This is a genomic window from Corynebacterium sp. ACRPQ, assembly GCF_022347225.1.
GTDB lineage: Bacteria > Actinomycetota > Actinomycetes > Mycobacteriales > Mycobacteriaceae > Corynebacterium > Corynebacterium tuberculostearicum_D.
On record NZ_JAKRNF010000007.1, the window covers coordinates 85,435 to 109,510 of the forward strand.

Genomic DNA, 24,076 nt, shown 5'->3' on the forward strand with positions numbered 1-24,076 from the left:
GCTGGGCCCCGGTGAGGGCCTAGCCTTCGGTGGTTTTTGAGGGGGCGTCGATAAGCCGAAAAAGCCGGTCGACCATGCGCTGGCGATTGGCAGGGGATAGCTTGCGCTGGTTGAGGTGATCGTGCACCCACAGGCCGGTACTAAGAAGCATGATCAGCAGATTATCCTCGTCCGTTTCGGTGGCGGAAGGATCGACCATCCAGCGCGCATCCACCTCGGCCCACTGGGCGGAAAAATCCGGGTGGGTCTGGGAATGCACGCACATCAAAAGCTTGATGAGGGGATCATTTTTGCCCATCGACAATACGAGCGCTCGGGAGCGCTCGGCCCAGCCTAGCTCACTTGCCGAGTGGCCGCCGGCCAGGCACTCGAGTTCTGCTTCCCAGCGCTTAGCGCAGAAACGGTGACAATCTACTAGTAGGTCGTGGCGGGTAGGAAAGTGGTAGATAAGCCCGGACTTGGACATGCCGGTCGCCTGCGCCAGGGAGTCATAGGTGAGGCCGGAGACATCCTCTGCGGCAATGATGTCGAGCGCAGCTTCAAGGGCTGCGGTCTTTTTGTTGATGCGCGGCATAGGGATCTCCTGATTTCGGGTTATCGCGGAAACACCAGGCGGTTATCGCGGCTAGGAGCAAGGCGAAGCAAGCTAGGCCGCCAATGGTGGAAAGATAACCGGAATTGTAAGCGCTCGCTGCGGCCGCGTGGGAAGCGGGGTGATACAGCGCGTCGGTACCCAGTTTCGCGAGGTGGGGCGGCAGTTCGCGGGCCATGAGCAGCGGCACGAGGGTGCCGGTCAGTGCAATGGAGATCAGGGTGCCGAATTCATAGGAGACCGCTTCTACGCCCGAGGCCATGCCCGTGCGATGAAGGGGAGCGGCATTGATGATGGCGGTGGAGGACACGGACATGGCCAGGCCCGCACCTAGGCCGGTGAGCACGAGGGCGGAGACGAGTAGGGGAAGCGTCTCACCCCGGCTCACCACCACCAGGGCCATGCCGGCGGCCATGAGCAAGAATCCGCCGCTAATGAGGGGGAGGAACCCCACGCGATGCAAGGTGGCACCACCCAGGATGGAGGTAGGGATGGCAGAGAGCGCCATGGCAGAGATGATGAGGCCGGCGTGGAGGGGTGAGAGGGCGTCGACAAGCTGCAGCTTTTGGGTACTCAACAGCTCCAGGCCGGCGAGGCCGAACATGGCGCCGCCGGCCGTTAGGGCCCCGCCGCTGAAGATGCGGGAGCCAAAGATGTCGAAGGTCAGCAGGGGATCTGACAAGCGAGCCTGGCGGTGGCCAAAGACGAGCGCGCCGCAGATGAAGACGATGCCCGCGGCGGCGCTTAGCGGCCAGTTGTGTGCCAGGGATTTAATGGCCAGCACTAGGCTGACGAGAGTGATAAGGGAATACAGGGACGAGGGGAAGTCCCAGTGTTTATGGGGGTTCGGAGCGTTTGGCGGGGCAAGGAGCCAGGTCAGCACAATGGCCACGACCACAACCGGGACATTGAGCAAAAAGACCGAGCCCCACCAGAAATGCTCCAAAAAGAAGCCGCCCACGGTGGGGCCAGCCGCCGCGCCGATGACTGCGACAGAACCCCAGATGCCAATGGCCGTATTGCGCTCCACCTCATCGGGAAAGGTCAGGCGGATGAGCGCCAGGCTCGACGGCATCATGATGGCGGCGCCGCAGCCCAGGAAGGCGCGGCCTACAACCAGCGTCCAAGCGCTGGGGGAATAAGCGGCGAGCAGGGAAGCGCCGCCGAAGACGGCCAAGCCGATGAGGAACATCCGCCGGTGGCCGGTGCGATCGCCCAGCGTGCCGGCGCCTAGAAGGAGGCCGGAGAGTACCAACGCATAGGCGTTGATAATCCAGAGTTGCTGGGTATCAGTGGTGTGCAATTGCTGCGATAGCTGCGGCAATGCGGTGTAGAGGATGGAATTATCCAGCCCAACCATGAGTAACCCCAGAGAGATGACGGCGCAGAAAGACCACCGCTGGGCGGCCGTGGAGGCCGCAGCGGCGTGGTCTTGTGCGCGGGGCGGGTGGATACTCATAGCGCAGTAAACAGTACCGAACGGTCGTTACAGTTTGCAGCCTAAGATAGGTTAGTATTACCTTCCTCACAGCTGGGCGCAGTGTGTGAGTGTATAAGAGAACAGTGGACTTTCCTGCGGTCCAAGTAGCACAGTGGTATTAACACCAATTAAGAGTTAAGGATGATTTTTAATGGCACGTAACTATGCAGAACAGCTAGTTGACACCCTGGAAAAGCAGGGTGTCGAGCGCATTTATGGCCTCGTCGGTGACTCCCTGAACCCGATCGTGGATGCCGTTCGTCGCTCCTCCATCGAGTGGATTCACGTCCGCAACGAGGAAGCAGCAGCCTTCGCTGCCGAGGCAGACTCCCTGACCACCGGCAAGCTGGCCGTATGTGCCGCATCCTGCGGCCCGGGCAATACCCACCTGATCCAGGGCCTGTACGACGCCCACCGCAACGGCGCCAAGGTGCTGGCACTGGCTTCCCACATCCCATCTCGCCAGATCGGCTCCAAGTTCTTCCAGGAGACCCACCCAGAGGCAATCTTCCAGGAGTGCTCTGGCTACTGCGAGATGGTCAACTCCGCTGAGCAGGGCGGCGTTGTCCTGCACCACGCCATCCAGTCCACCATGGCCGGCAATGGCGTATCCGTCCTCGTTATCCCGGGTGACGTTTCCATGCAGGACGCTGAGGATGACTCCTTCGTCGAGTCCAAGATCTCTGCTGGCCGCCCGGTCGTCTTCCCGGATCCGGCCGAGGCCGCTGCCCTGACCCAGGCCATCAACGAGGCTAATTCCGTCACTCTGTTCGTTGGCGCCGGCGTCAAGGATGCCCGCGAGCAGGTGCTCAAGCTGGCGGAGAAGATCAAGGCTCCTATCGGCCACGCCCTGGGTGGCAAGATGTACATCCAGTACGAGAACCCGTTCGACGTAGGCATGAACGGCCTGCTGGGCTACGGTGCGGCACACGAGGCCACCCACGAGGCTGACCTGCTCATCCTGCTGGGTACCGACTTCCCGTACAACGACTTCCTGCCGGATGCCAACGTGGCACAGGTGGACATCAACGGCTCCCACATCGGCCGCCGCACCAAGATTTCCTACCCGGTCACCGGTGACGTCGCCGCCACCATCGAGAACATCTTGCCGCACGTGGATGAGAAGAAGGATCGCTCCTTCCTGGACAAGATGCTCAAGAAGCATTACGACAAGCTGGAGAACGTCGTTGAGGCTTATACCTCCAATGTGGATAAGCACACCCCGATCCACCCGGAGTACATTGCGGATCTCATTGATAAGAACGCGGATGAAGATGCCATCTTCACCGTCGATACCGGCATGTGCAACGTGTGGGGCGCTCGCTACATCACCGCCAACGGCAAGCGCGAGCAGATTGGCTCCTTCCGCCACGGCACCATGGCCAACGCCCTGCCACAGGCATTGGGTGCACAGGCCGCTAACCCGGGCCGCCAGGTCATCACCTTCTCCGGTGACGGCGGACTGTCCATGCTGATGGGTGAGCTGCTCACCGTGAAGCTGCACAACCTGCCTATCAAGATGTTCGTGTTCAACAACTCTTCCCTGGGCATGGTCAAGCTGGAGATGCTGGTGCAGGGCCTGCCGGAGCACGAGACCGACCACGAGTCCGTCAACTTTGCCAAGATTGCAGAGGCTTCCGGCATCAAGCACTTCCGCATCGAGGATCCGAAGGACGCACCGGAGCAGATCAAGAAGGCACTGGCTTATAACGGCCCGGCTCTTATCGACGTCGTTACTGACCCCAACGCCCTCTCCCTGCCACCGACGCTGACCATCGAGCAGCTCATGGGCTTCTCCAAGGCTGCCACCCGCACCGTTCTGGACGGTGGCGTTGGCCAGATGATCACCATGGCAAAGTCCAACCTGCGCAACATCCCGCGCCCGCAGGACTTCTAAATAGCGCGCTGCGCTACCTACCACGCCCTTCCCCATCTAAGGAGGGGCGTGGTTTTCTTTTACCCCGACCAGGCCGAGCATCCACGTTCACAGGATTCAGGCAGAAACTCTTCAGTAGGCTGGAAAGCAAGCGTGCCATGATGACGTGTTAGAAAATCACAACCTTTAAGGGAGTCTGAGGAGAACATGGAAGACACTAAACTCGCCAAGGTTCTTGTCGTCGATGACGAACCCAATATTGTGGAGCTGCTTACCGTATCACTGAAGTTCCAGAACTTCGAGGTATTTAGCGCCAATTCCGGCAACGAGGCGCTGCGCATTGCCCGCGAGGTAAACCCAGATGCCTACATCCTGGACGTCATGATGCCGGGCATGGACGGCTTCGAGCTGCTGGGCAAGCTGCGCCAAGAAGGCCTGGACGGCCCGGTGCTCTACCTCACCGCTAAGGACGGTGTGGACCAGCGCATCCACGGCTTGACCATCGGTGCGGATGATTACGTGACGAAGCCCTTTAGCCTGGAAGAAGTTATCACCCGCCTGCGCGTCATCATGCGCCGCGGCGGCGCAGCGGAAGAATCCACCAACGATGCCACCATGAGCTATGCAGATCTGACGCTCAATGATGACACCCATGAGGTCACCAAGGCCGGCGAGCTCATCGAGCTTTCGCCCACCGAGTTCAACCTCCTGCGGTACCTCATGCAAAACAAGGAAGTGGTGCTATCCAAGTCCAAGATTTTGGACAATGTGTGGCACTACGATTTCGGCGGCGATGGCAACGTGGTCGAGTCCTATATCTCTTACCTGCGCCGCAAGATCGATACCGGCGAGACGCAGCTGATCCACACCGTGCGCGGCGTGGGTTATGTACTGCGCACCCCGCGCTCCTAAAGTGCTTAAGTGATGGAAGATTCACAGGAGACCCAGGACCAGGCACCTGCACCGGCAGCGGCGCGCCCGCAGTCCATGTGGCATGAGGGCCTGGGGCAAGGCGAAGGGGAGAAAAAGTCCTCCAAGCGGCGGATGTTTTCCCAGATTCCGCAGGCCATGCCGCTGCGGACGTGGCTGGTCATCCTCCTCGTCGTGGTCTCCGGGCTCGGCATTACGGGCTCGTCCTTTGCGGTGAATTCCATCATGCGCAACGTCCTCTTCAACAACGTCGATGATGAGCTGCGCGCCGCGTCGACCACATGGGCGCGTGATATCAGTAATGACTTTTTCATCGGCGATCACACAAAGCGCCCGCCTACCGAATACGTGGTGCTGAACTACCTACCCGATGGCACCATTCGCTACTCGGGACCATCGTCGACTACCCCGAACGCGGAGAATATCCCGCTCGGCGGCTATCCCACCACCGTGGGCTCCATCGAAAACAACACCAAGTGGCGCGCGCTCGCCTTCGCGGATTCCAATGGCGTTATCACGGTCATTGCCAAGGATATGACCCATGAGAAGGAAATCCTGCACGGCCTAGCCATGGTCCAAGTGACCATTGCTGCCATCGCCTTGGCCGCCATTGCGGCCGTGGGTTTCTGGTTTATCCGCAGGGCGTTGCGGCCGCTGCGGGTGGTGGAAAAGACGGCGTCGGAAATCGCGGCAGGCGACCTAGACAAGCGCGTTCCCAAATGGCCGCTGCACACCGAGGTGGGCCAGTTGGCCGCCGCGCTCAATATCATGCTGGGGCAGCTACAGCGCTCCGTCGTGCGCGCGCAAGAGAAAGAGGAACAGATGCGTCGCTTCGTGGGCGATGCCTCGCACGAGCTGCGCACGCCGTTGACGAGTCTTCGCGGTTATACCGAGCTTTATCGCTCCGGCGCCACCAAGGACGTGGATCTTGTCTTTTCCAAGATCGATGATGAGTCCAAGCGCATGTCCCTGCTGGTGGAGGACCTGCTGGCCCTCACCCGCGCCGAAGGCACGCGCCTAGACCTGCGCCCAGTGGACCTATTGGAGCTGGCCCTGTCCGTGGGCTCTTCTGCGCGCGCGGCCTTTCCCGGACGCGAAATTTCGGTGGCCAATGACGCCAAGTCCATCCCGGTGGTCAATGGCGATGCCAGCCGCCTGCACCAGGTGCTGCTCAACCTGGTGACCAACGGCATCCGCCACGGCGGCGAGGATGCCACGGTGACGCTGCGCCTGCGCCGCGAGGCCAATGATGTGCTGGTCGATGTCAGCGATGACGGCAAGGGCATGTCCCAGGAAGATGCGGCGCACATCTTCGAGCGCTTTTACCGTGCCGATACCTCGCGCACCCGCGATACCGGCGGCTCCGGCCTGGGCTTGGCCATCGTCCACTCCCTGGTGGAGCAGCACGATGGCAGCATTAGCGTCGACTCCGAGCTCGGCCGCGGCACCACCTTTACGGTGCGCCTGCCCGCGCTTGCCGACGCCCCCTCTGAGCCCTAATCCTCCTCGCGAAAGCCTTCCTCGTTGGTACCCAGGTGCTGGCGGATGCGGGCGGCCGCCTCGTCCATCGCGGCATCGTCGGTGTTCTCGGCGTCGAAGGCCTTGGCAAAGTCATACTCTTCCATTTTCTCGGTGGGGAAGAGGTGGATATGGGTGTGCGGGACATCGAATCCGGCGATGATGTAGCCGGTGCGCGGGGTATCAAACGCGGTCTTGATAGCGCCGCCGATTTCCAGGGCGACCTCGTTGAGGTGGGCCCAGGTCTGTGGATCTAGGTCGGTCCACTTATCTACTTCCTCGATGGGCACGACCAAGGTGTGGCCGTAGCGCAGCGGCTCGATGGAGAGGAAAGCCACGCAGGTCTCATCGCGGTAGACAAAGCGAGCGGGTAGTTCACCATTAATGATCTTTGTAAATACAGAAGCCATGTGTGCCAGGCTACCCGCTGGTTATGATGGTGGGCATGCGCATTCTCGTAATTGGTTCGGGCGGCCGTGAACACGCCCTAGTCAAGGGCCTGTCCGCCGACCCTAAGAGCACCGAAATCCACGCCGCGCCGGGCAGCGCGGCCATGTCCACCCTCGCTACCGTCCACCCGGATTACTCCCAGGTAGAGGACGCTGATCGCATGGTGGAGCTCGCCCAGAGCATCGCCGCGGATCTCGTCGTCATCGGCCCTGAGGTTCCCCTCGTTGCCGGCGTGGCGGACGCTCTGCGCGCGGCCGGTATCGCAGTTTTCGGCCCCAGCAAAGAAGCAGCCCAAATCGAGGGATCCAAGGCCTTTGCCAAAGACGTCATGGAAGCCGCCGGCGTCAAGACCGCCCGCGCGGAGCAGCTGCGCCCGGGCGCCACCGAAGACGACATTGAGGCCGCGCTCGACCGCTTCGGCCCGCAGTTCGTTGTCAAGGATGATGGCCTGGCCGGCGGCAAGGGCGTCGTGGTCACCCCAGACCGCGCCGCCGCCCGCGCTCACGTCGATGCCGTCCTCGCGGCCGGCAACCCGGTGCTGCTGGAATCCTTCCTCGACGGCCCCGAAGTCTCTCTCTTCTGCCTAGTCGATGGCGAGACCGTCGTCCCGCTGCTGCCAGCCCAGGATCACAAGCGTGCCTATGACAACGACGAAGGCCCCAATACCGGTGGCATGGGCGCCTACACCCCGCTGCCGTGGCTGCCGCAGGACGGCGTGCAGCGCATCGTGGACGAGGTCTGCACCCCTGTGGCCAAGGAGATGGCGCGCCGCGGCACCCCTTATTCCGGTCTGCTTTACGCCGGCCTGGCCTGGGGCGAAGAAGGCCCGGCCGTTGTCGAGTTCAACTGCCGCTTCGGCGACCCAGAGACCCAGGCAGTGCTCTCCCTGCTCAAGTCCCCGCTGGCTGAGGCCCTCCACGCCACGGCCACCGGCACCCTCTCCGAGCTCCCGCCGCTGGAGTGGGAGGATGGCTTCGCCGTCATCATCGTCATGGCGGCCGAGGGCTACCCGGCTTCCCCGCGCAAGGGCGATGCCATCTCCGGCGCCGCCTTGGACGATCCGCAGCGCGTCCTCCATGCCGGCACCGTGCATACCGATGGCGCCTACCGCACCGCCGGCGGCCGCGTGCTCAGCGTGCTGGGCAAGGGCGCCACGCTTGCCGACGCCCGCGCAAACGCCTACGCCACCGTCGACGGCATCGAGTTTGCGGGTGGCTTTGTGCGCCGGGACATCGGCAAGCGAGCAGAAGACGGTGAGATTTCTCTCTAACCCTTCACCCCGCGGCGGGGCAGGCATGGAATAATAGCCACGTGGCTGAAAAGAAGAAGATTTCCAACGTCCTGTCCTCCCGCTATGCCTCCGCGGAGCTGTCCAATATCTGGAGCCCGGAGCATAAAATCATCTTGGAGCGCAAGCTCTGGATTGCGGTTATGCGCGCCCAGAAGGATCTGGGTGTAGACATCCCCGCCAAGGCCATCGATGCCTACGAGGCCGTGGTAGAGGACGTGAACCTCGAGTCCATCGCGGAGCGCGAGCGCGTCACCCGCCACGATGTGAAGGCCCGCATCGAAGAATTCAATGCTCTGGCCGGCTACGAGCACATTCACAAGGGCATGACCAGCCGCGATCTCACCGAGAACGTGGAGCAGCTGCAGATTCATACCTCGCTGGAGATCATCCGCGATAAGGCCATCGCCGTGGTCTCCCGCATCGGCCGCCACGCCGCCGAGTACCAGTCCCTGGTCATGGCCGGCCGCTCCCACAACGTGGCCGCGCAGGCCACCACCCTGGGCAAGCGCTTCGCAACGGCCGGCGACGAGATGCTGCTGGCCATTGAGCGCGTCGAAGATCTTTTGGCACGCTACCCGCTGCGCGGCATCAAGGGCCCGATGGGCACCTCCCAAGACATGCTCGATCTCATGGGTGGCTCCGAGGACAAGCTCGCCTCCCTGGAGACGGCCATCGCGGATTACCTGGGCTTCCACCGCATCTTCAACTCTGTGGGCCAGGTCTACCCGCGCTCCCTCGACTTCGACGCCATCTCCGCCCTGGTGGAGCTCGGCGCCGCCCCGTCCTCGCTGGCTACCACCATCCGCTTGATGGCCGGCAACGAGACGGTCACCGAGGGCTTCAAGGAAGGCCAGGTCGGCTCCTCCGCCATGCCGCACAAGATGAACGCCCGTTCCTGCGAGCGCGTCGGCGGCCTGCAGGTCATCCTCCGCGGCTACCTCACCATGGCCGCAGACCTCGCTGGCCAGCAGTGGAACGAGGGCGATGTTTTCTGCTCCGTCGTCCGCCGCGTCGCGCTTCCCGACGCCTTCTTTGCCCTCGACGGCCAATTCGAAACCTTCCTCACCGTCCTCGACGAGTTCGGTGCCTTCCCGGCCATGATCGACCGCGAGCTGGAGCGCTACCTGCCCTTCCTGGCCACCACCCGCATCCTCATGGCGGCCGTGCGCGCCGGCGTGGGCCGCGAGACCGCCCACGAGGTCATCAAGGAAAACGCCGTGGCCGTCGCGCTCAATATGCGCGAAAACGGCGGCGAGCAGGACCTGGTCCAGCGCCTTGCTGCCGATGACCGCCTGCCCATGGACGAGTCCGACCTCGAGGCCGCCCTAGCCGATAAGCATGCTTTCATCGGCGCCGCCGAGTCCCAGGTCAGCCAGGTGCTCAACCGCATCAACGCATTGGTAGGCGAGCACCCCAAGGCCGCGGCCTATACCCCGGGCGAGATCCTTTAATTCGAACCGCACCGGGCGCCTTCCTGTCGCGGTGCGCCCTGCCTGTCGCGGTGCGCCCCACTTTTCGCATTTCGATCAAATAGTCCCCGAATCCCACGCGGATTTCGGGGCTTATTTGATCGAAACGTGCTCGCTACCCCTGGGCGCTAGAATAAAGGTCATGCGACCTGAGCTTTCTTCTTATAACCATCTTGCCTCCGGCAAGGTCCGCGATATCTACGATGTAGACGAGAACACCCTGTTGATGGTGGTCTCGGACCGCATCTCGGCCTACGATCACGCCCTCGAACCGGCCATCCCGGACAAGGGCCGCGTGCTGACCGCAACCTCGAAGTTCTTCTTCGACTCCATCGATTTCCCCAACCACCTGGCCGGCCCGCTCGATGATGAGCGCATCCCCGCCGAGTGCCTCGGCCGCGCGATGGTGGTCAAGAAACTGGATATGCTGCCCTTCGAGTGCGTGGCCCGCGGCTTCCTCACCGGTTCCGGCCTGAAGGAGTACAAGGCCAACGGCACCGTGTGCGGTATCGAGCTGCCGGAGGGCCTGGTTGAGGCTTCCCGCCTGCCCGAGCCCATCTTCACCCCGGCCACCAAGGCAGAACAGGGCGAGCACGATGAGAACGTTTCCTTCGACTTCGTGGCGGACAAGCTGGGCGCCGAGCGTGCCGAGGAGCTGCGCGCGGCCACCCTCCGCATCTACTCTGAGGCCGCCGCGCTCGCGGAGGAGAAGGGCATTATCCTCGCCGATACCAAGTTTGAGTTCGGCCTCGACAAGGACGGCACCCTCGTGCTGGCCGATGAGGTTCTGACCCCAGATTCCTCCCGCTACTGGCCGGCCGATTCCTACGTGGAGGGCGAGGTCCAGCCGTCCTTCGACAAGCAGTACGTGCGCAATTGGCTGACTTCCGACGCCTCCGGATGGGATCAAGCCGCTGACGGCACCCCGCCCCAGCTTCCCAACGACGTCGTTTCCGCCACCCGCCTGCGCTACATCGAGGCCTATGAGCGGCTTTCCGGCGAGCGCTTCGCGGACTTCCTCTCACCCGAGGCCTAGCTCTCGCTCTACGGGGCGCCACGCGTACAGTGGGGCGGCATGAGCAACGAGAATCTTTCCGCCCCCGTGGCCGCCGTCCACCCCGTGACCCGTTCCTTCCACGGACGCGAGTTCGTGGATAACTACGAGTGGCTGCGCGACAAGGAATCCCAGGAAACCCTGGATTACCTCAACGCAGAAAATGATTACACCAAGGCGAAGACCGCGCACTTGGATGAGATGACGGAAAATATCTTCCAGGAGATTAAGTCCCGCATCAAGCAAACCGATATGTCCGTGCCTTCTCGCCGCGGCGATTACTGGTATTACGGCCGCACCGAGGAGGGCAAGAGCTACGGCTACTCCTGCCGCCTCCCGGTAGAGGAGGGGGCCGACCCATGGACTGCCCCGGTTATCCCAGAGGAAGGCACCCCGGCAGGTGAGGAGATTATCCTCGACGCCAACGCGCTGGCGGAGGGCAAGGACTTTTTCGCCCTCGGCGCCGCCTCCATCTCTGATTCCGGCCGCTACCTGGCCTATTCCGTGGACTTCGCCGGCGACGAGCGCTTCGAGCTCTACATCAAGGACTTGGAAAGCGGCGCGCTTCTCGACGACCACCTCAAGGGCATCTTCTACGGCGCCACCTGGGCCGGCGACGGCTATATCTTTTACACGACCGTCGACGAGGCATGGCGCCCTGACGCCATCTGGCGCCACAAGGTCGGCACCGCGCAGTCCGAAGACGTGCAGGTGTTCAAGGAAGAAGACGAACACTTCAACGTCGGCATCGGCAGCGCTCGCTCCGATAAATACCTCTTCCTTGGCGTGAGCTCCAAGGTGACCTCTGAGGTGTGGGTCCTCGAAGAAGACAACCCCGAGGGTGAATTCCGCCTGCTGTGGGAGCGCGAATCCGGCGTGGACTACGACGTCGACCACGCCGTCGTTAAGGGCGAGGATTACTGGATCGTCACCCACAACGCCACCGGCCCCAATTTCGAGGTCGGCTATACCAAGGCCAAGGATGAGCTGCCCGCCCTACGCGAGCTGCCGACGCTTCTGCCGCACGAGGAAACCACCCGCATCGAGGGCGTGGACACCTACCGCGATCAGATTGTGGTGGGCTACCGCCGCGGCGGCATCGGCCGCGCCGCCATCATGCGTGTGAACGACGGCTTTAGCGAATTCGAAGAGCTCAACTTCGACGAAGAACTCTTCACCGTGTCTGTATCCGGTAACCCCGAGTGGGACGCACCGGTGCTGCGCGTGAGCTACGTGTCTTTCACCCAGCCCTCCCAGCTCTTTGATTACCGCGTGGATACCGGCGAATTTACCCTGCTCAAGGAGCAGGAGGTTCCCGGCGGTTATAACCCGGATGACTACGTGGCCTACCGCCTGTGGACCACGGCTGCCGACGGCACCGAAATCCCCGTCTCCATTGTCCACCGCGCGGATCTCGACCGCACCCAGCCGAATCCGACCCTGCTCTACGGCTACGGTTCCTATGAGGTCAGCGTGGATCCGGCTTTCTCCGTTACCCGCCTGTCCCTCATGGATCGCGGCATGATCTTCGCCGTGGCCCATGTCCGCGGTGGCGGCGAGATGGGCCGCACCTGGTACGACGACGGCAAGATGCTCAAGAAGAAGAACACCTTCACCGATTTCATCGATGTCGCCGATGACCTCATCGCCCGCGGCGTGACCACCGCGGATCAGATGGTGGCCGAGGGCGGCTCTGCCGGCGGCATGCTCATGGGCGCGATTGCCAATATGGCCCCGGATCGCTTCACCGCCATCCAGGCCGTCGTGCCGTTCGTGGATCCGCTGACCTCCATCCTCATGCCGGAGCTGCCACTCACGGTCCCTGAATGGGAAGAGTGGGGCGACCCGTACCACGATCCAGAGGTCTATGACTACATGAAGTCCTACTCGCCGTATGAAAATATCGAGGCTAAGGACTACCCGGACATTCTGGCTATCACCTCGCTCAATGACACTCGCGTACTCTACGTTGAGCCGGCCAAGTGGATCGCCCAGCTGCGAACGACGGCCACCGGCGGCGAGTTCTTGCTCAAGACCGAAATGGCCGCAGGCCATGCCGGCGTGTCCGGGCGCTATGAAAAGTGGCGCCAGAATGCCTTCGAGTACGCGTGGACCATCAACAAGGCCACTGGCTTGGAGAAGTAAAACCCGGATAGGGGGCCAACGCGCGAATCCTGAATTCCTGTGCGATAATTTTCCTTATGAATGGCCACCTTCTGGTATCTATCTCCAGCATCTTTGATGACACACGGAAGCAGGCTAGCCGGCTCCTCTCGATCCTTGATCGGGAGGAGATTCCTGTTTCCCTGCTGATTGCCCCGCATATCGACGGCGACTGGCACCTCGCCAAAGACAAAGACACCAAGAAGTGGCTCCAAGACCAAGCCGATGCCGGCCGCGTTCTCATCCTGAATGGTTTTGATCGTTCAGTGCAGGGCCGCCGCGCGGAATTCGCCAACCTCGATTCGCACGAGGCGAAGCTGCGGCTCGCCGGAGCTACCCGCCAAATGGCCAAGATCGGCTTCGACCCCACCATCTTTGCGCCCCCTCGCTGGCGCATGTCGCCCGGCACCTTGCAGGTCTTGCCGCAGTTCAAGTTTGAGGTAGCCGCCTCCACCCGCGGCATTCTTCAGATTAATTCCGGTAAGTTCCACCAGGCCCGCAACCTTTCTTTCGGTGAAGGCTTTGGTTCCGCCAAGTGGTGGCGCAAGAACATTATTCGCGCTGCTGAGCGCTCCGCCCAGCGTGGCAATACGGTCCGCCTTTCGGTTTCCGGCCGCAACCTGGATGACCGCAAAGTAATCAATGACTTCGTCAAAGCCGCCGACCGGGCCATCAACGCCGGCGCGACCCCTGCCGATTACGGCGCTTATCTTCCAAAATAGCCTGCGCATTCCCTCGTCAGAGGCTCCGCGGAGCAATAAGCACATCTTCGCGATTTTCGTCCATATAAACGCCCATTTCCGTCGACGGTTGCGGTGGTTTAGATGGACGAAAGTCGTGATTTTGCCGATCTCAGCTGCATCGGCGCGAAGCAGAATCTATTAGTGGCAAGCTGTAGCAGGAGTGGGCCGAGCTGGCTGCATTGCTAAGTAGAGAAATGCAGACAAAATGCATTTACACTCTGAAGGGTGTATCTCTCTTCCTTACTATCCCGACCCCGCGTGCTGCTTGTGAGCCTCTGCGTCATTCTGCTCGCATTAACTGCGATTGCCGGCGGATTCAAGCCTCGCGAGGGAGGAGAAATCCCTACATATGACTTAAGCGAAGACCCCGTTACCGAGGGCGAAGGAGTAACTTTTTCCTTTGAGGGAGTGGGTACACGACAGCAGATCATTGAACCCAAAGAACTGACTGTTATCAAGGTGAGTATTACGAATCATCTGGATAGGGCTTTTTATCCCCATGAGGTACTGGGTACAAACCCGGAGGGGCGATTTTCTAAGCAGAGCGGCGAAGAGTTCAGTGTGTTCCGGGCAGGGAGTCATCGTGGCGGCAGCATGTTGGGGCCAAGCTTGAGTGCCCAGTACGAAATTGAGAAGTCCGGAAATGATGGCTTTTATCTATTCGATATTGTGCCAACCCCTAACTATCGAGGTTTCGTAAACAGTACGCTTCGAGGGGAACCACTGGCGAAAGTGTATTTCTAATGAAACAAGTGAGTACGTCTATTTTGCGCACGCTTTTGTGGGGCCTTGTCATCATTGGCCTTGTGGTGGGTAGTGCGTATTTTCAGGATTTTTCTCGGGTCGAGCGGGTAAGCGAACACCGAGTAAAAATCAAAGGTGAGCTCAATGAAAAGGTCGCGGTGAACGGGTTTGGAGAATTCCAGGTTAAGGGAATGCAATCATTTTCGAATCTGGATGATGCCCACTCTGAAGGAATCTTCGTGCAGATTGAGGTTGCACAGAAGTTGACTCTGAAAAACACGGGGAGAGCAAGCTATGCCTTGCAAAGTAGGCAAGACAATGTGTTTCTTTCTGTAGCGCACACGGGAAACTGTAATCCCAACACCCGCTATGTTGTGGTTTCTTGCCGCCCCATTTTTGAAATACCTGTGGACCAGTTGGAAAGAGCGGAGCTTGTGATCTCATTGACCCGCTGGGACGGAAAGTTCAACTTTGCTGAACCACAAATCCGAATTCCATTGCAGGTTGATTCTGAAGAGGCGACAAGCTTGGCAGAGGAAGCACAGGGAAGGACCATCCATCTTCCTGAGTTTGACGAGGGAGTATTGCTTGATTAGGCGGTTCGCATTGTTGTTTTTCGGAAGCCTAACCCTACTTTTGTCTTCGAGCTTACCGCTCTATATCTTCTTCGGCAACGGGGGTAGCAGTGAGGCGGACTGGAACGGTCGGGTTGGAGAAATGTGGGCTTTAGGGCCTCAATTTGGAAGCGGGTTAGGTGGTCAGCCCGAGATTGGTGTTAAATCGGCTGAAATTATGGAATCGTCTTACGCGGTGGACACCTATGGCAATAAATACAGGGTATTCGCCGCTGAAATTACGTGGAATGATGCTTCCGTACAGTCAGAGTTCTCGTGCAAAGTTTCCTATATCAATGACCGGAATCAGCAAGAATGGCGGTTAAGAACTACTGCTCCTGCTGTGGAATACAGAGGCGAAATTGAACTTCCGAAGACATTTGTTCCTCGTGGCAGCGTCTTCTCAACACGCAGAGAAGACGCATGCGGAATTTTGCGCGACCAACAATTTTCGGCAAAACATCACCGTGAGCAGGACGGACCGGCTTCTCCCTCTGAGCAAGATACGCGCAGAAGCGTCACTGAGTACATTCCGCTGCCGGAAGATTTAGAAATCGACCGGATCATCGTTGAAGTAAATAAGTCAGGAGACGTTGACGGAGACAAGTCAGAGTTTGCCGTTAACTAAGTCCATTGTGGTTTGCGCAGCCGATTAATGATGCTCCCTTGGCACCGGTCTGCGGTCACGCAGCTAAGAACGGTAATGACTGCGAGGGCTAAGACTTTTCCGAACGGAAGTAGCGAATATTTGATGTAAAACCGCGGCCCGGGGGCTGTAATTGGCCCGAGAATAAGATCTAGTAACCAGCGCCAAAGGTTTTCAGGTACCCAAAAAAGATTGAAGTAGAAGCAGAGAAGCGCTACTGCAAAGGGGCCTATTGAGAACAACAAAAGTACTGTTTCGCGAAAGGCCTGGAGGAATGTAAACGTTTGCCGGGATACCAATTGTGGTGCCACTGCCCACTCGTCCCTTGTTTTGGGAAAGGGGGTGTTCTCGTCCAGAAAAATGCTTTTACGCAGGACTACCTGGACAAAGATTTTCCAAGAAACGGGCAGCACTAAGACTGTCGAAAATAGAAAGACGATGCCTTCCTTCAGCGGTTCCACGCTAGAGAAGAAGTCTTTTCCGGATTCCCACCAATCCCAGAAATGAAATTGTTGTGGCCAAATGGATTCACCGGCAGCAAAGCTTTTCAGCCAAGTAGCAAGGGTAAATGCCCACAGCACTTCACAGTAGGCCAATAACCATGCGCACAGGAGATTCTTACGTCCCAGCCCAGACCACCTCAAAAGCATACGCACGACGACGGCGGCGCAGAACACCACAATAGTTGAGCGTTCGTCATAGCCGGGGTCGAGCTTCAGAGAGTCAAAGTATTCAGCGCTTCCTGCCCGCAGCTCGATGATCGGCATTCGGCGATCAATAAAGTCATCACTATACCACCCAGTGGATACGTATATAGCGATAAATGGAAGTATTAACGCACCGGTGGAATGGAGGAGGTATCTAAATCGATTTTCTTGGGGTACCGCGAATTTTAGGTGAACTAGATCCTTTTCGATGATCCATATGGCAACAATTGCCCCAGACATCATGGCGAGAGCGGCAAAAGGGAGGGTCAGAGTACTGAGAATTGGATGGATAAATGTCAGGGCTACGGAGCCCCATAGAAGGATCCTGTTCAGCGCAACGGCTAAAACTAAGGTGCCAAATAACGCGAGCCAATTATTCTTGAGGACGCGGAGAAAGTCCTGGGGAACGTAGCGGAGCTCGTCCGCCTTCCGTCGAAAATCAGCAGCTAATTCCTGGATTATTTGCATTGGCACATGGAGCGCAGAGAAGCGTTCGGGATAGGGGATAGGGCAGATTCAGAATACATCGTTTGTGGCCTACCCGAATGGAAAGTCCCTGCTCTACGTAGGAAGAGCAGGGATTTCTATAAGCTGGCGAAAATGATTAGCGCTGCAGGCTGGTGATGAAGTTCTTTACTTCCTTAGGCAGCATGACCCAGATGGGGGCTGGGATGGCTTTCTGGAGATTGCCGGTCACGGCGAGGAAGCCGGGGATGGCGATAAGACCAGCGATGGCCGCGATGGCAGCGGCGATACCGGCGCCGACGGAGCTGGTGCTGGAGCTAGAGCCGGAGGCAGGCTTATCCGGCTTTTCAGAAGGGTTATCGGAGGGCTTGTCCTCTGGCTTACCTGGCTCATCGGAAGGCTCGTCTGCAGGATTGTCCGCAGGATCGTCTGGCTGGCCGGCGGAGTCGTCCTCGCCGAGGGTGAAGCCGACCTTGACCGGGTCGTGGTCGGAGGCGCGGAACGGGGAATCATCGTAGAAGTCCACCATGTTGTAATTGCGGCGAGAGTACTCGAAGGCGACGGGTTCATCGGCATTGATGTTCCAGACTTGGGCGTCGTCAAGCGTGCCGGTGGCAACCTTATTAGCCAGCACGTGGTCGAGGGTGCCGAGCAGACCGGAGAACTGGTAGGAGGGGTCAGCCTCGTACTTTTCGGCGGGGACAGTGAAGCCGTCGTTGCGGAAGACATCGAGCGCGGTCTCGTGGGTGTAGGTATTGAAATCACCCAGGGCGAAAAGCGGTTTATCCTTCCAGTCTTCCTGCTTCTTCAGGGCATCGAGTACGGCCTGCGCCTGTGCGTTGCGAACGTTCGGGTTATTGCCCTGGCCGTCGCCGGAATCGGCGTCGCCCTTGGCCACCGAGCCCTTGGACTTGAAGTGGTTGGCCACGGCAACGAAGGACTCCTCGCCCTCCTTTAGCGGCTGGAACTCTTGGGCGAGTGGCTCGCGGGCGGTGCCGGTGAAGCGATCGTCTTGGAAGATGCGGGATTCGCCGACGGGCTTGACCACATCCTTGTGATAGATGAACGCGGTGCGGATGACGTCCGGGGAGTCCGGTACGGCGTCCTCGGAAGGAGAGGGGACGAAGGCCCACTTGTCGGAGCCGGCGGCCTCGTTGAGCTTTTCCGTCAGGCGCTTGAGCGCCTTGTCGCGTTCGGCGAAGTCACCGGTGACGGCGTAGCCATCTTCGATTTCGGAAAGGCCGATGACATCGGCATCGAGGCCGTTGATGGCGGCAACGATCTTGCGCTCCTGGTCTTCCAGGGCCGACTGGGTATAGGCGCCGCGTGTCTTGCCGCGGTTGACGGTGACCTTATTGCCCTCGCGGTCGGTGTAGGCGCTACCGCCGAATTCCTCACCCAGGGAGGTGAAGTAGTTCAGCACGTTGAAGGCGCCGATGGTGTACTCGCCCTTGACGTCATCGATGGCGTGTAGCTCGGCCTCGCGGGAGTCCTCCCAAGAGATGGGCAGGTCTGCGCCCTTGGTGTTGCCGGTGACTGGGGTGGTGGGTTGGAAGCGCCACTGCTCATGAGAGAAGCCCACGATGACGGGGTGCTGGAAAGTCACGGTATCGGTGGTGCGCAGGGATTTGATGGTTTGGGCATCATCCTGGGCGATGTACGGCAGCGGGGTATTCTGGTCGGTCTTGAGATAGTCGCGGGTGCGGCCATCATCCAGGGTGACCAGCTTATCGGCGTTGTCCTTGGTCAGCTTCTGAATATCGGAGTTGGGATCCGTGGAGGGCGAGAAGATATCGGAAGGCTGACGGAGGGCTTCCTTGCCGGGGGCGAGTCCGACCTCGCCGTACTGGTTGAGCGAGTAGTTATTGGTCACGGTGTGCTCGCCGGGCTGGATGAGCATGTGCTCGAAGGGCTCGCGGGCCTCGTTGCCATCGGGAAGCTGATCCACCTTGAGTGGGGTGACCTTCTCCAGCGGGGTTTCGAGCTGCGTGACCGTGGAGGCGGTGAGCTGGGTGGAGCCATAGAACTCGGAGACCTTGCCGGTGACTGCGACGGAATCCTCGAGGTCTGGGTACTGATCGGCTGGCTTATCGTCCATGTACACGAAGAGGGCCTGGGAGGCATCGGTAGCCTCGGTGCCGGTCCCGCCCGTCTGGATGGTGAAGCCATTGAGGCCACCCTCGCTCCACACGCCGGTGACAACACCCTCGGTGGTAACGGTCTGGTCCTTGAGCGGGGACTCAGCGCCGGTGCCTTGGATATCCGCGATGGCGGTCACGCCCTCGGGAGCTGGCTGCTCGGGCTCGGCCGGATCCTCAGGCTGAGGGGAGGGAGCCTCATTACCGGTATTAGTCGGGGTGGGAGCGCCAATGGTGAAGTCGGCGGCGTTGTCATCGGTATCGGTGCCCTCCGCGTTGCGGGAGGCGGATTTGGCATTGGACAGGCCCGCGGCAGCGGTGCCCTCCTTGAGGGAAGCGGCACCGTAGCCGATGGCATCGATGGGGGTTCCGGTGGCGTCGGCAAGCTGCACCGAGCCCTTAGAACCGGACATGTTGAGGCTGCCCTCGGCATCTGGGGCAGGCAGGGCCTCGCCCGCACCATTGCCGGCCGCGCCCTGCACCAGGTAGTAGCCGTGCGGGGCGATGGTGCCGGAAAGGTCCACCTTGCCGCCCGTGTTGCCGGAAGCGGAGAAGTACTCCACGGTATAGCCGTTCAGGTCAATTGGGGCATCGGTGGGGTTATAGAGCTCGATGAAGTCGTGGGTGAAGGCAGCGCCCTTATTGCCGCCTCCTCCATAGACTTCGGAGATGACTGCGGCGGAGCCGTCGGTGGCAGCCGTGGCGGTGGGAACGGCAAGGGCGGCAGAGGACAAGGCGGTGGCGAGCGCCAATGCGCCTAGGCGGCGAGAAGACATAGATTCAACCTTAAAAAGAGAGCGATAGTGTGCGATGTCTATTAGTAGAGCGCCGCGCCGGGCCAGGCTGGAGCGCACGCCGGAGTTTGCCAGAGCGTTGTTTGGGGTTCACGTAGAGTTTCCCCAACCGGGGTGAAACCCACACTGCGGGGGTGAGTCTAGGTAAAAGCCGGGGGTGCCAACTAAACTAAGCCGCGCAGACCAAAGCCCCATACAGTAAGGCAAATATTTTCATGGCTCGTGTAGTTGTCAATGTCATGCCCAAGGCGGAAATTCTGGATCCGCAGGGCCAAGCCGTCGTCCGCGCGCTGGGTCGCATCGGGGTCTCCGGTGTCAGCGATGTTCGCCAGGGAAAGCGCTTCGAAATCGAGGTCGATGACTCCGTCACCGCAGAGGACTTGGAGAAGGTAGCCGCCACACTGCTGGCCAATACCGTGATCGAGGACTACGAGGTTGTTGGGCTGGAGGTCAAGTAAGTGACCGCCACTATCGGAGTAATCACTTTCCCCGGAACCCTGGATGATGTGGATGCCGCTCGCGCAGCCCGCACCGCCGGCGCAGAGGTGAAAAGCCTCTGGCACGCAGATACTGATCTGCACGGCGTGGATGCGGTCGTAGTGCCGGGCGGTTTTTCTTATGGTGACTACCTGCGCTCGGGCGCTATTTCTGCGCTTGCGCCGGTAATGCAGTCCGTCATCGATCGTGCGAAGCAGGGCATGCCGGTGCTCGGCATCTGCAATGGCTTCCAGATTTTGACCGAGGCGGGCCTGCTGCCAGGCGCGCTGACCCGCAATAAGGGCCTGCATTTCCACTGCACCGATACCTACCTCGAGGTGGCTAATTCCACCACCGCGTGGACTAGCGAGTTTGAGCAGGGGCAGAAGATCTTGGTGCCGGCCAAGCACGGCGAGGGCCGCTTCCAGGCCGGCGATGATGATATCGCCCGCATCGAGGGTGAGGGCCGCGTGGTCTTCCGCTATACCGATAATTACAACGGTTCCGTCAACGGCATCGCCGGTGTGAGCGATGAGTCCGGCCGCATCGTGGGCCTCATGCCGCACCCCGAGCACGCCATTGACACGCTAACCGGCCCATCCACCGACGGACTGGGACTTTTCGTATCCGCCATCAAGGCCGTCGCCCAGGCGCCGGCGGTTTAAGGAGGCCATTTTCATGACCGTTCATAATGACACCGTAGAAAAGGCGCAGTCCACCCCGGACGAGCAGCAGCCCTACGCGGAACTCGGCCTGAAGGACGACGAGTACCAGCGCATCCATGACATCCTGGGCCGCCGCCCCACCGATGCGGAGCTGACCATGTACTCCGTCATGTGGTCCGAGCACTGCTCCTATAAGTCGTCCAAGACGCACCTGCGTTACTTTGGTGAGACCATGACCGAGGAGATGGGGGAGAAGATCCTCGCCGGCATTGGTGAGAACGCTGGCGTGGTGGATATCGGGGACGGCAACGCGGTGACCTTCCGCGTGGAGTCCCACAACCACCCCTCCTACGTGGAGCCTTACCAGGGTGCGGCCACCGGCGTGGGCGGCATCGTGCGCGACATTATGGCCATGGGTGCTCGCCCGATTGCCGTGATGGACCAGCTGCGCTTTGGGCCTGCCGACGCCCCCGATACCAAGCGCGTCCTGCCCGGCGTTGTTTCCGGTATTGGTGGCTACGGCAACTCCCTGGGCCTGCCCAATATTGGCGGCGAGACCGTCTTTGATGAGACCTATGCCGGTAACCCGCTGGTCAATGCCCTGTGCGTGGGCACCCTCAAGGTTGATGACCTGAAGCTGGCCTTTGCGTCCGGCAAGGGCAACAAGGTTATGCTCTTCGGCTCCCGCACCGGTCTGGATGGCATCGGCGGTGTGTCCGTGCTGGCCTCCGATACCTTCGAGGACGGCGCTGAGCGCAAGCTGCCGGCCGTGCAGGTGGGCGATCCCTTCGCAGAGAAGGTCCTCATCGAGTGCTGCCTGGACCTCTACCACGCCGGCGTGGTCGTAGGCATTCAGGACTTGGGCGGCGCGGGCCTGGCCTGCGCCACCTCCGAGCTGGCCGCCTCCGGCGATGGCGGCATGGAGGTCAACCTCGATAACGTGCCGCTGCGCGCGCAGAATATGACCGCGGCCGAGATCCTCGCCTCCGAGTCCCAAGAGCGCATGTGTGCCGTTGTGGCTCCGGAAAACGTGGAGAAGTTCCGCGAAATCTGTGAGTACTGGGACGTCACCTGCGCTGAGATCGGCGAGGTCACCGAGGGCAACCACCTGGTTATCCGCCACCGCGGCGAGGTTGTCGTGGATGCCCCGGCCGGCACCATCGCGGATGAGGCCCCTGTGTATGAGCGCCCCTATGCCCGCCCGGAGTGGCAGGACGAGCTGCAGAAATACCAGGGCACTGACAAGCGTGGACTGGTGGAATCCCTGCAGAAGCTCGTTTCCTCCCCATCGCTCTGCTCGCGCGATTTCATCATGAATCAGTATGACCGCTACGTGCGCGGCAATACCGTTCAGTCCCACCACGCGGATGCCGGTGTGCTGCGCATCGATGAGGAGACCGGCCGCGGCGTGGCCGTTTCTGCCGATGCGTCCGGCCGCTACACCAAGCTGGATCCGAATATGGGCGCCCGCCTCGCGCTGGCGGAGGCTTATCGCAACGTCGCCGTCACCGGTGCGAAGCCCGTCGCGATTACCAACTGCCTAAACTACGGCTCCCCGGAAAACCCCGACGTGATGTGGCAGTTCCGCGAGTCTGTGCATGGGCTTGCCGACGCCGCCGTGGAGCTTTCCATCCCCGTCTCCGGCGGCAATGTCTCCTTCTACAACCAGACCGGCGAGGAGCCGATCCTGCCTACCCCGGTGGTAGGCGTGCTGGGCGTTATCGATGACGTGCACAAGGCCATTGGCAATGAGCTCGGCACCGTGGACGAAAAGGAAGTTCTTATCGCCCTGGGTGAGACCAAGGACGAGTTCGGCGGCTCCATCTGGCAACAGGTAAGCGCCGATACTTCCGATGCTTCCTCCCTCAATGGCTTGCCGCCGCAGGTGGATATGGCCAACGAGAAGCGCCTGGCTGAGTTCTTCCACGGCAATGAGCTGCTTACCGCCGCACACGATCTGTCCGAGGGTGGCCTTGCCGTCACCGCTTTTGAGATGGCAAAGCGCGCTGGTGCGACTGCCGACGGCGCCGGCCTCGGCCTCAACCTGGACCTTTCCGCAGTCCACGAGGATGAATTCGTCGCGGCCTTCTCCGAGTCCGCCTCCCGCGTGCTCGTGGCCACCACTGCCGACCGCGCCGATCAGGTACTTGCCCGCGCCGGTGAGCTGGGCATCCCAGCCGCCATCGTTGGCGAGACCACCGAAACCGGTGCCCTCACCCTCGGTGGCGAGTCCGTCGCCATCTCCCAGCTGGTCGCCGCCTGGTCCGCCACCCTGCCGGACCTCTTCGACCACGCTGTGGGTGCTAACTCCGTAGTGGAGTAAACCGCTCCGCACTCCCGTCGCACACCGACACGGAGATGCGAAAAGCCCGGCTTCGCCCGGGCTTTTCGCATGTCCGCGTCCCCTTCTGACCACTAACCCACAAAACCAATAAATTAATAAAAATAATATCAAGTTGATATAATGCTTATTACTAAATAAAATAACTGATAGTTTGTGTTGAAATGAAATAGCAAAGATTTTGTAAAGCTGTTGTACGGCCGAGTTGGCTAGAGAAGGCCGTTCCTTGCGTGGCAAAGTATTGGTGGGTGTGTTTCTGAAAGTTACTTCACGTACTAGCGAGTGGGGGTATCTGGTATCAGAGATGTCAGATAGTCCATTGGATGGTTAAGTTCAAATTTCAAGTATGCGAACAAAAGTTTGCCTCAGGGCTATCTATTGGTTGTCTAAGCTCTGGGTGGGGTGGTGAAGGGGTCAAGGTCCATGCCGGTTCGTGGACCTAATGAAATTCCAATTCGATTAAGGGGCTGATTTTCAACCTGGTTGGCATTAAAAGGGAAGAAGTTTTCAAACAAGAGGTAAGATCTGATGTCGATGATGATTCCACCTATCGATACAGCTGCAGCAGAGTTTGCATCTTGATAGTCTGATTTCGGTATATGAAATATACAGCGGTCAAGTCCGTGGAAGTGGTGTATCTGTTCTTTCTGAATCGAGGGACAGTGTCATCGGCGGTGTTAGGGTCCGGCTCGGGGTTGATGTCGGTTCATTAGGCTGCTTCTTCGGTGGTCTTCGTGTTGCTGTCATTGAAGGTGTTGGCGGCTATGAGGTTTCGGGTTTGTTCCAAGCTCGCCAGCGACATGTAGCGCTTTTGTTGGATCCAATCATCATGTTGCTCGGCTAGTACAGAGCCGACCAGGCGGATCACAGACCTGCGGTTAGGAAAGATCCCTACAACGTCGGTACGCCGCCGGATCTC

At 60.1% G+C, this 24,076-nt stretch carries 20 protein-coding genes; 14 read left to right on the plus strand and 6 right to left on the minus strand.

Annotated features, from left to right (window positions below; translation table 11 throughout):
- Nucleotides 1-19: 19 nt before the first annotated feature.
- Nucleotides 20-574, minus strand: a complete 555-nt coding sequence (locus MHY24_RS05950) for a TetR/AcrR family transcriptional regulator (RefSeq protein WP_239228690.1) — start codon at nucleotides 572-574, stop codon at nucleotides 20-22.
- Nucleotides 540-2,051, minus strand: coding sequence for an MFS transporter (locus MHY24_RS05955; RefSeq protein WP_239228691.1), 1,512 nt, complete (start codon nucleotides 2,049-2,051; stop codon nucleotides 540-542). The genes MHY24_RS05950 and MHY24_RS05955 overlap by 35 nt, the downstream gene beginning before the upstream one ends.
- 172 nt (nucleotides 2,052-2,223) lie before the next feature.
- Between MHY24_RS05955 and MHY24_RS05960 the strand changes: the two genes are divergently transcribed.
- The 3 genes from MHY24_RS05960 (at nucleotide 2,224) to MHY24_RS05970 (ending at nucleotide 6,378) form a co-directional block, all read left to right on the plus strand.
- Nucleotides 2,224-3,969: a pyruvate dehydrogenase gene (locus tag MHY24_RS05960; protein ID WP_239228692.1), complete on the plus strand. Its 1,746-nt coding sequence runs from the start codon at nucleotides 2,224-2,226 to the stop codon at nucleotides 3,967-3,969.
- Between the two features lie 186 nt (nucleotides 3,970-4,155).
- Nucleotides 4,156-4,860, plus strand: coding sequence for a response regulator transcription factor (locus MHY24_RS05965; RefSeq protein WP_150850895.1), 705 nt, complete (start codon nucleotides 4,156-4,158; stop codon nucleotides 4,858-4,860).
- Between the two features lie 12 nt (nucleotides 4,861-4,872).
- The gene (locus tag MHY24_RS05970; RefSeq protein WP_239228707.1) at nucleotides 4,873-6,378 is read left to right on the plus strand and encodes a cell wall metabolism sensor histidine kinase WalK; all 1,506 of its coding nucleotides are present in this window, start codon (nucleotides 4,873-4,875) and stop codon (nucleotides 6,376-6,378) included.
- On the opposite strand, the gene MHY24_RS05975 is transcribed toward MHY24_RS05970, so the two are convergent.
- The gene (locus MHY24_RS05975; protein WP_239228693.1) at nucleotides 6,375-6,806 is read right to left on the minus strand and encodes an HIT family protein; all 432 of its coding nucleotides are present in this window, start codon (nucleotides 6,804-6,806) and stop codon (nucleotides 6,375-6,377) included. The two genes, MHY24_RS05970 and MHY24_RS05975, sit on opposite strands and share 4 nt — an antisense overlap.
- A gap of 35 nt (nucleotides 6,807-6,841) precedes the next feature.
- Between MHY24_RS05975 and purD the strand changes: the two genes are divergently transcribed.
- The 8 genes from purD to MHY24_RS06015 all read left to right on the plus strand — a co-directional run bounded on the left by purD (nucleotide 6,842) and on the right by MHY24_RS06015 (nucleotide 15,552).
- Complete coding sequence (gene purD / locus MHY24_RS05980; protein ID WP_239228694.1) at nucleotides 6,842-8,116, plus strand: phosphoribosylamine--glycine ligase; 1,275 nt, start codon at nucleotides 6,842-6,844, stop codon at nucleotides 8,114-8,116.
- A gap of 41 nt (nucleotides 8,117-8,157) precedes the next feature.
- Nucleotides 8,158-9,588: an adenylosuccinate lyase gene (purB, locus tag MHY24_RS05985; RefSeq protein ID WP_005325782.1), complete on the plus strand. Its 1,431-nt coding sequence runs from the start codon at nucleotides 8,158-8,160 to the stop codon at nucleotides 9,586-9,588.
- Between the two features lie 160 nt (nucleotides 9,589-9,748).
- Nucleotides 9,749-10,642, plus strand: a complete 894-nt coding sequence (locus MHY24_RS05990; protein WP_239228695.1) for a phosphoribosylaminoimidazolesuccinocarboxamide synthase — start codon at nucleotides 9,749-9,751, stop codon at nucleotides 10,640-10,642.
- A gap of 39 nt (nucleotides 10,643-10,681) precedes the next feature.
- The gene (locus MHY24_RS05995; RefSeq protein WP_239228696.1) at nucleotides 10,682-12,805 is read left to right on the plus strand and encodes a S9 family peptidase; all 2,124 of its coding nucleotides are present in this window, start codon (nucleotides 10,682-10,684) and stop codon (nucleotides 12,803-12,805) included.
- A gap of 56 nt (nucleotides 12,806-12,861) precedes the next feature.
- Nucleotides 12,862-13,545 (plus strand): DUF2334 domain-containing protein, encoded by a 684-nt coding sequence (locus MHY24_RS06000; RefSeq protein ID WP_239228697.1) that lies wholly within the window; start codon nucleotides 12,862-12,864, stop codon nucleotides 13,543-13,545.
- Between the two features lie 246 nt (nucleotides 13,546-13,791).
- Nucleotides 13,792-14,310, plus strand: a complete 519-nt coding sequence (locus MHY24_RS06005; protein WP_239228698.1) for a hypothetical protein — start codon at nucleotides 13,792-13,794, stop codon at nucleotides 14,308-14,310.
- Entirely contained in the window at nucleotides 14,310-14,906 is a 597-nt protein-coding gene (locus MHY24_RS06010; RefSeq protein ID WP_239228699.1) for a hypothetical protein, read from the plus strand. Before MHY24_RS06005 ends, MHY24_RS06010 begins: the two co-directional genes overlap by 1 nt.
- A 10-nt stretch (nucleotides 14,907-14,916) precedes the next feature.
- Entirely contained in the window at nucleotides 14,917-15,552 is a 636-nt protein-coding gene (locus tag MHY24_RS06015; protein WP_239228700.1) for a hypothetical protein, read from the plus strand.
- Here the strand turns inward: MHY24_RS06015 and MHY24_RS06020 are convergent.
- Nucleotides 15,549-16,337, minus strand: a complete 789-nt coding sequence (locus MHY24_RS06020) for a hypothetical protein (RefSeq protein ID WP_239228701.1) — start codon at nucleotides 16,335-16,337, stop codon at nucleotides 15,549-15,551. The two genes, MHY24_RS06015 and MHY24_RS06020, sit on opposite strands and share 4 nt — an antisense overlap.
- A 544-nt stretch (nucleotides 16,338-16,881) precedes the next feature.
- The gene (locus MHY24_RS06025) at nucleotides 16,882-19,656 is read right to left on the minus strand and encodes an ExeM/NucH family extracellular endonuclease (RefSeq protein WP_239228702.1); all 2,775 of its coding nucleotides are present in this window, start codon (nucleotides 19,654-19,656) and stop codon (nucleotides 16,882-16,884) included.
- A 233-nt stretch (nucleotides 19,657-19,889) separates the two neighbouring features.
- On the opposite strand from MHY24_RS06025, the gene purS reads away from it, so the two are divergent.
- Genes purS through purL form a run of 3 tightly spaced genes read left to right on the plus strand, consistent with a single transcriptional unit; the run spans nucleotide 19,890 to nucleotide 23,139 of the window.
- Nucleotides 19,890-20,132: a phosphoribosylformylglycinamidine synthase subunit PurS gene (gene purS, locus MHY24_RS06030; protein ID WP_239228703.1), complete on the plus strand. Its 243-nt coding sequence runs from the start codon at nucleotides 19,890-19,892 to the stop codon at nucleotides 20,130-20,132.
- A complete protein-coding gene (gene purQ, locus MHY24_RS06035) occupies nucleotides 20,133-20,816 on the plus strand; it encodes a phosphoribosylformylglycinamidine synthase subunit PurQ (RefSeq protein WP_005325791.1) in 684 nt (227 codons plus the stop codon).
- A 13-nt stretch (nucleotides 20,817-20,829) separates the two neighbouring features.
- Nucleotides 20,830-23,139, plus strand: a complete 2,310-nt coding sequence (purL, locus tag MHY24_RS06040) for a phosphoribosylformylglycinamidine synthase subunit PurL (RefSeq protein WP_239228704.1) — start codon at nucleotides 20,830-20,832, stop codon at nucleotides 23,137-23,139.
- A 727-nt stretch (nucleotides 23,140-23,866) separates the two neighbouring features.
- Here the strand turns inward: purL and MHY24_RS06045 are convergent.
- A partial coding sequence (locus tag MHY24_RS06045; protein ID WP_239228705.1) for a transposase occupies nucleotides 23,867-24,076 on the minus strand: 210 nt, incomplete at its 5' end.

Coding starts and splice junctions, on each gene's coding strand:
- purL (WP_239228704.1), top strand. CDS start 20,830: ATGACCGTTCATAATGACACCGTAGAAAAGGCGCAGTCCACCCCGGAC.
- MHY24_RS06020 (WP_239228701.1), bottom strand. CDS start 16,337: ATGCCGATCATCGAGCTGCGGGCAGGAAGCGCTGAATACTTTGACTCT.
- MHY24_RS05965 (WP_150850895.1), top strand. CDS start 4,156: ATGGAAGACACTAAACTCGCCAAGGTTCTTGTCGTCGATGACGAACCC.
- MHY24_RS05955 (WP_239228691.1), bottom strand. CDS start 2,051: ATGAGTATCCACCCGCCCCGCGCACAAGACCACGCCGCTGCGGCCTCC.
- MHY24_RS05995 (WP_239228696.1), top strand. CDS start 10,682: ATGAGCAACGAGAATCTTTCCGCCCCCGTGGCCGCCGTCCACCCCGTG.
- MHY24_RS06010 (WP_239228699.1), top strand. CDS start 14,310: ATGAAACAAGTGAGTACGTCTATTTTGCGCACGCTTTTGTGGGGCCTT.
- MHY24_RS06000 (WP_239228697.1), top strand. CDS start 12,862: ATGAATGGCCACCTTCTGGTATCTATCTCCAGCATCTTTGATGACACA.
- MHY24_RS05970 (WP_239228707.1), top strand. CDS start 4,873: ATGGAAGATTCACAGGAGACCCAGGACCAGGCACCTGCACCGGCAGCG.
- purS (WP_239228703.1), top strand. CDS start 19,890: ATGGCTCGTGTAGTTGTCAATGTCATGCCCAAGGCGGAAATTCTGGAT.
- MHY24_RS05960 (WP_239228692.1), top strand. CDS start 2,224: ATGGCACGTAACTATGCAGAACAGCTAGTTGACACCCTGGAAAAGCAG.
- MHY24_RS05950 (WP_239228690.1), bottom strand. CDS start 574: ATGCCGCGCATCAACAAAAAGACCGCAGCCCTTGAAGCTGCGCTCGAC.
- purD (WP_239228694.1), top strand. CDS start 6,842: ATGCGCATTCTCGTAATTGGTTCGGGCGGCCGTGAACACGCCCTAGTC.
- MHY24_RS05990 (WP_239228695.1), top strand. CDS start 9,749: ATGCGACCTGAGCTTTCTTCTTATAACCATCTTGCCTCCGGCAAGGTC.
- MHY24_RS06025 (WP_239228702.1), bottom strand. CDS start 19,656: ATGTCTTCTCGCCGCCTAGGCGCATTGGCGCTCGCCACCGCCTTGTCC.
- MHY24_RS05975 (WP_239228693.1), bottom strand. CDS start 6,806: ATGGCTTCTGTATTTACAAAGATCATTAATGGTGAACTACCCGCTCGC.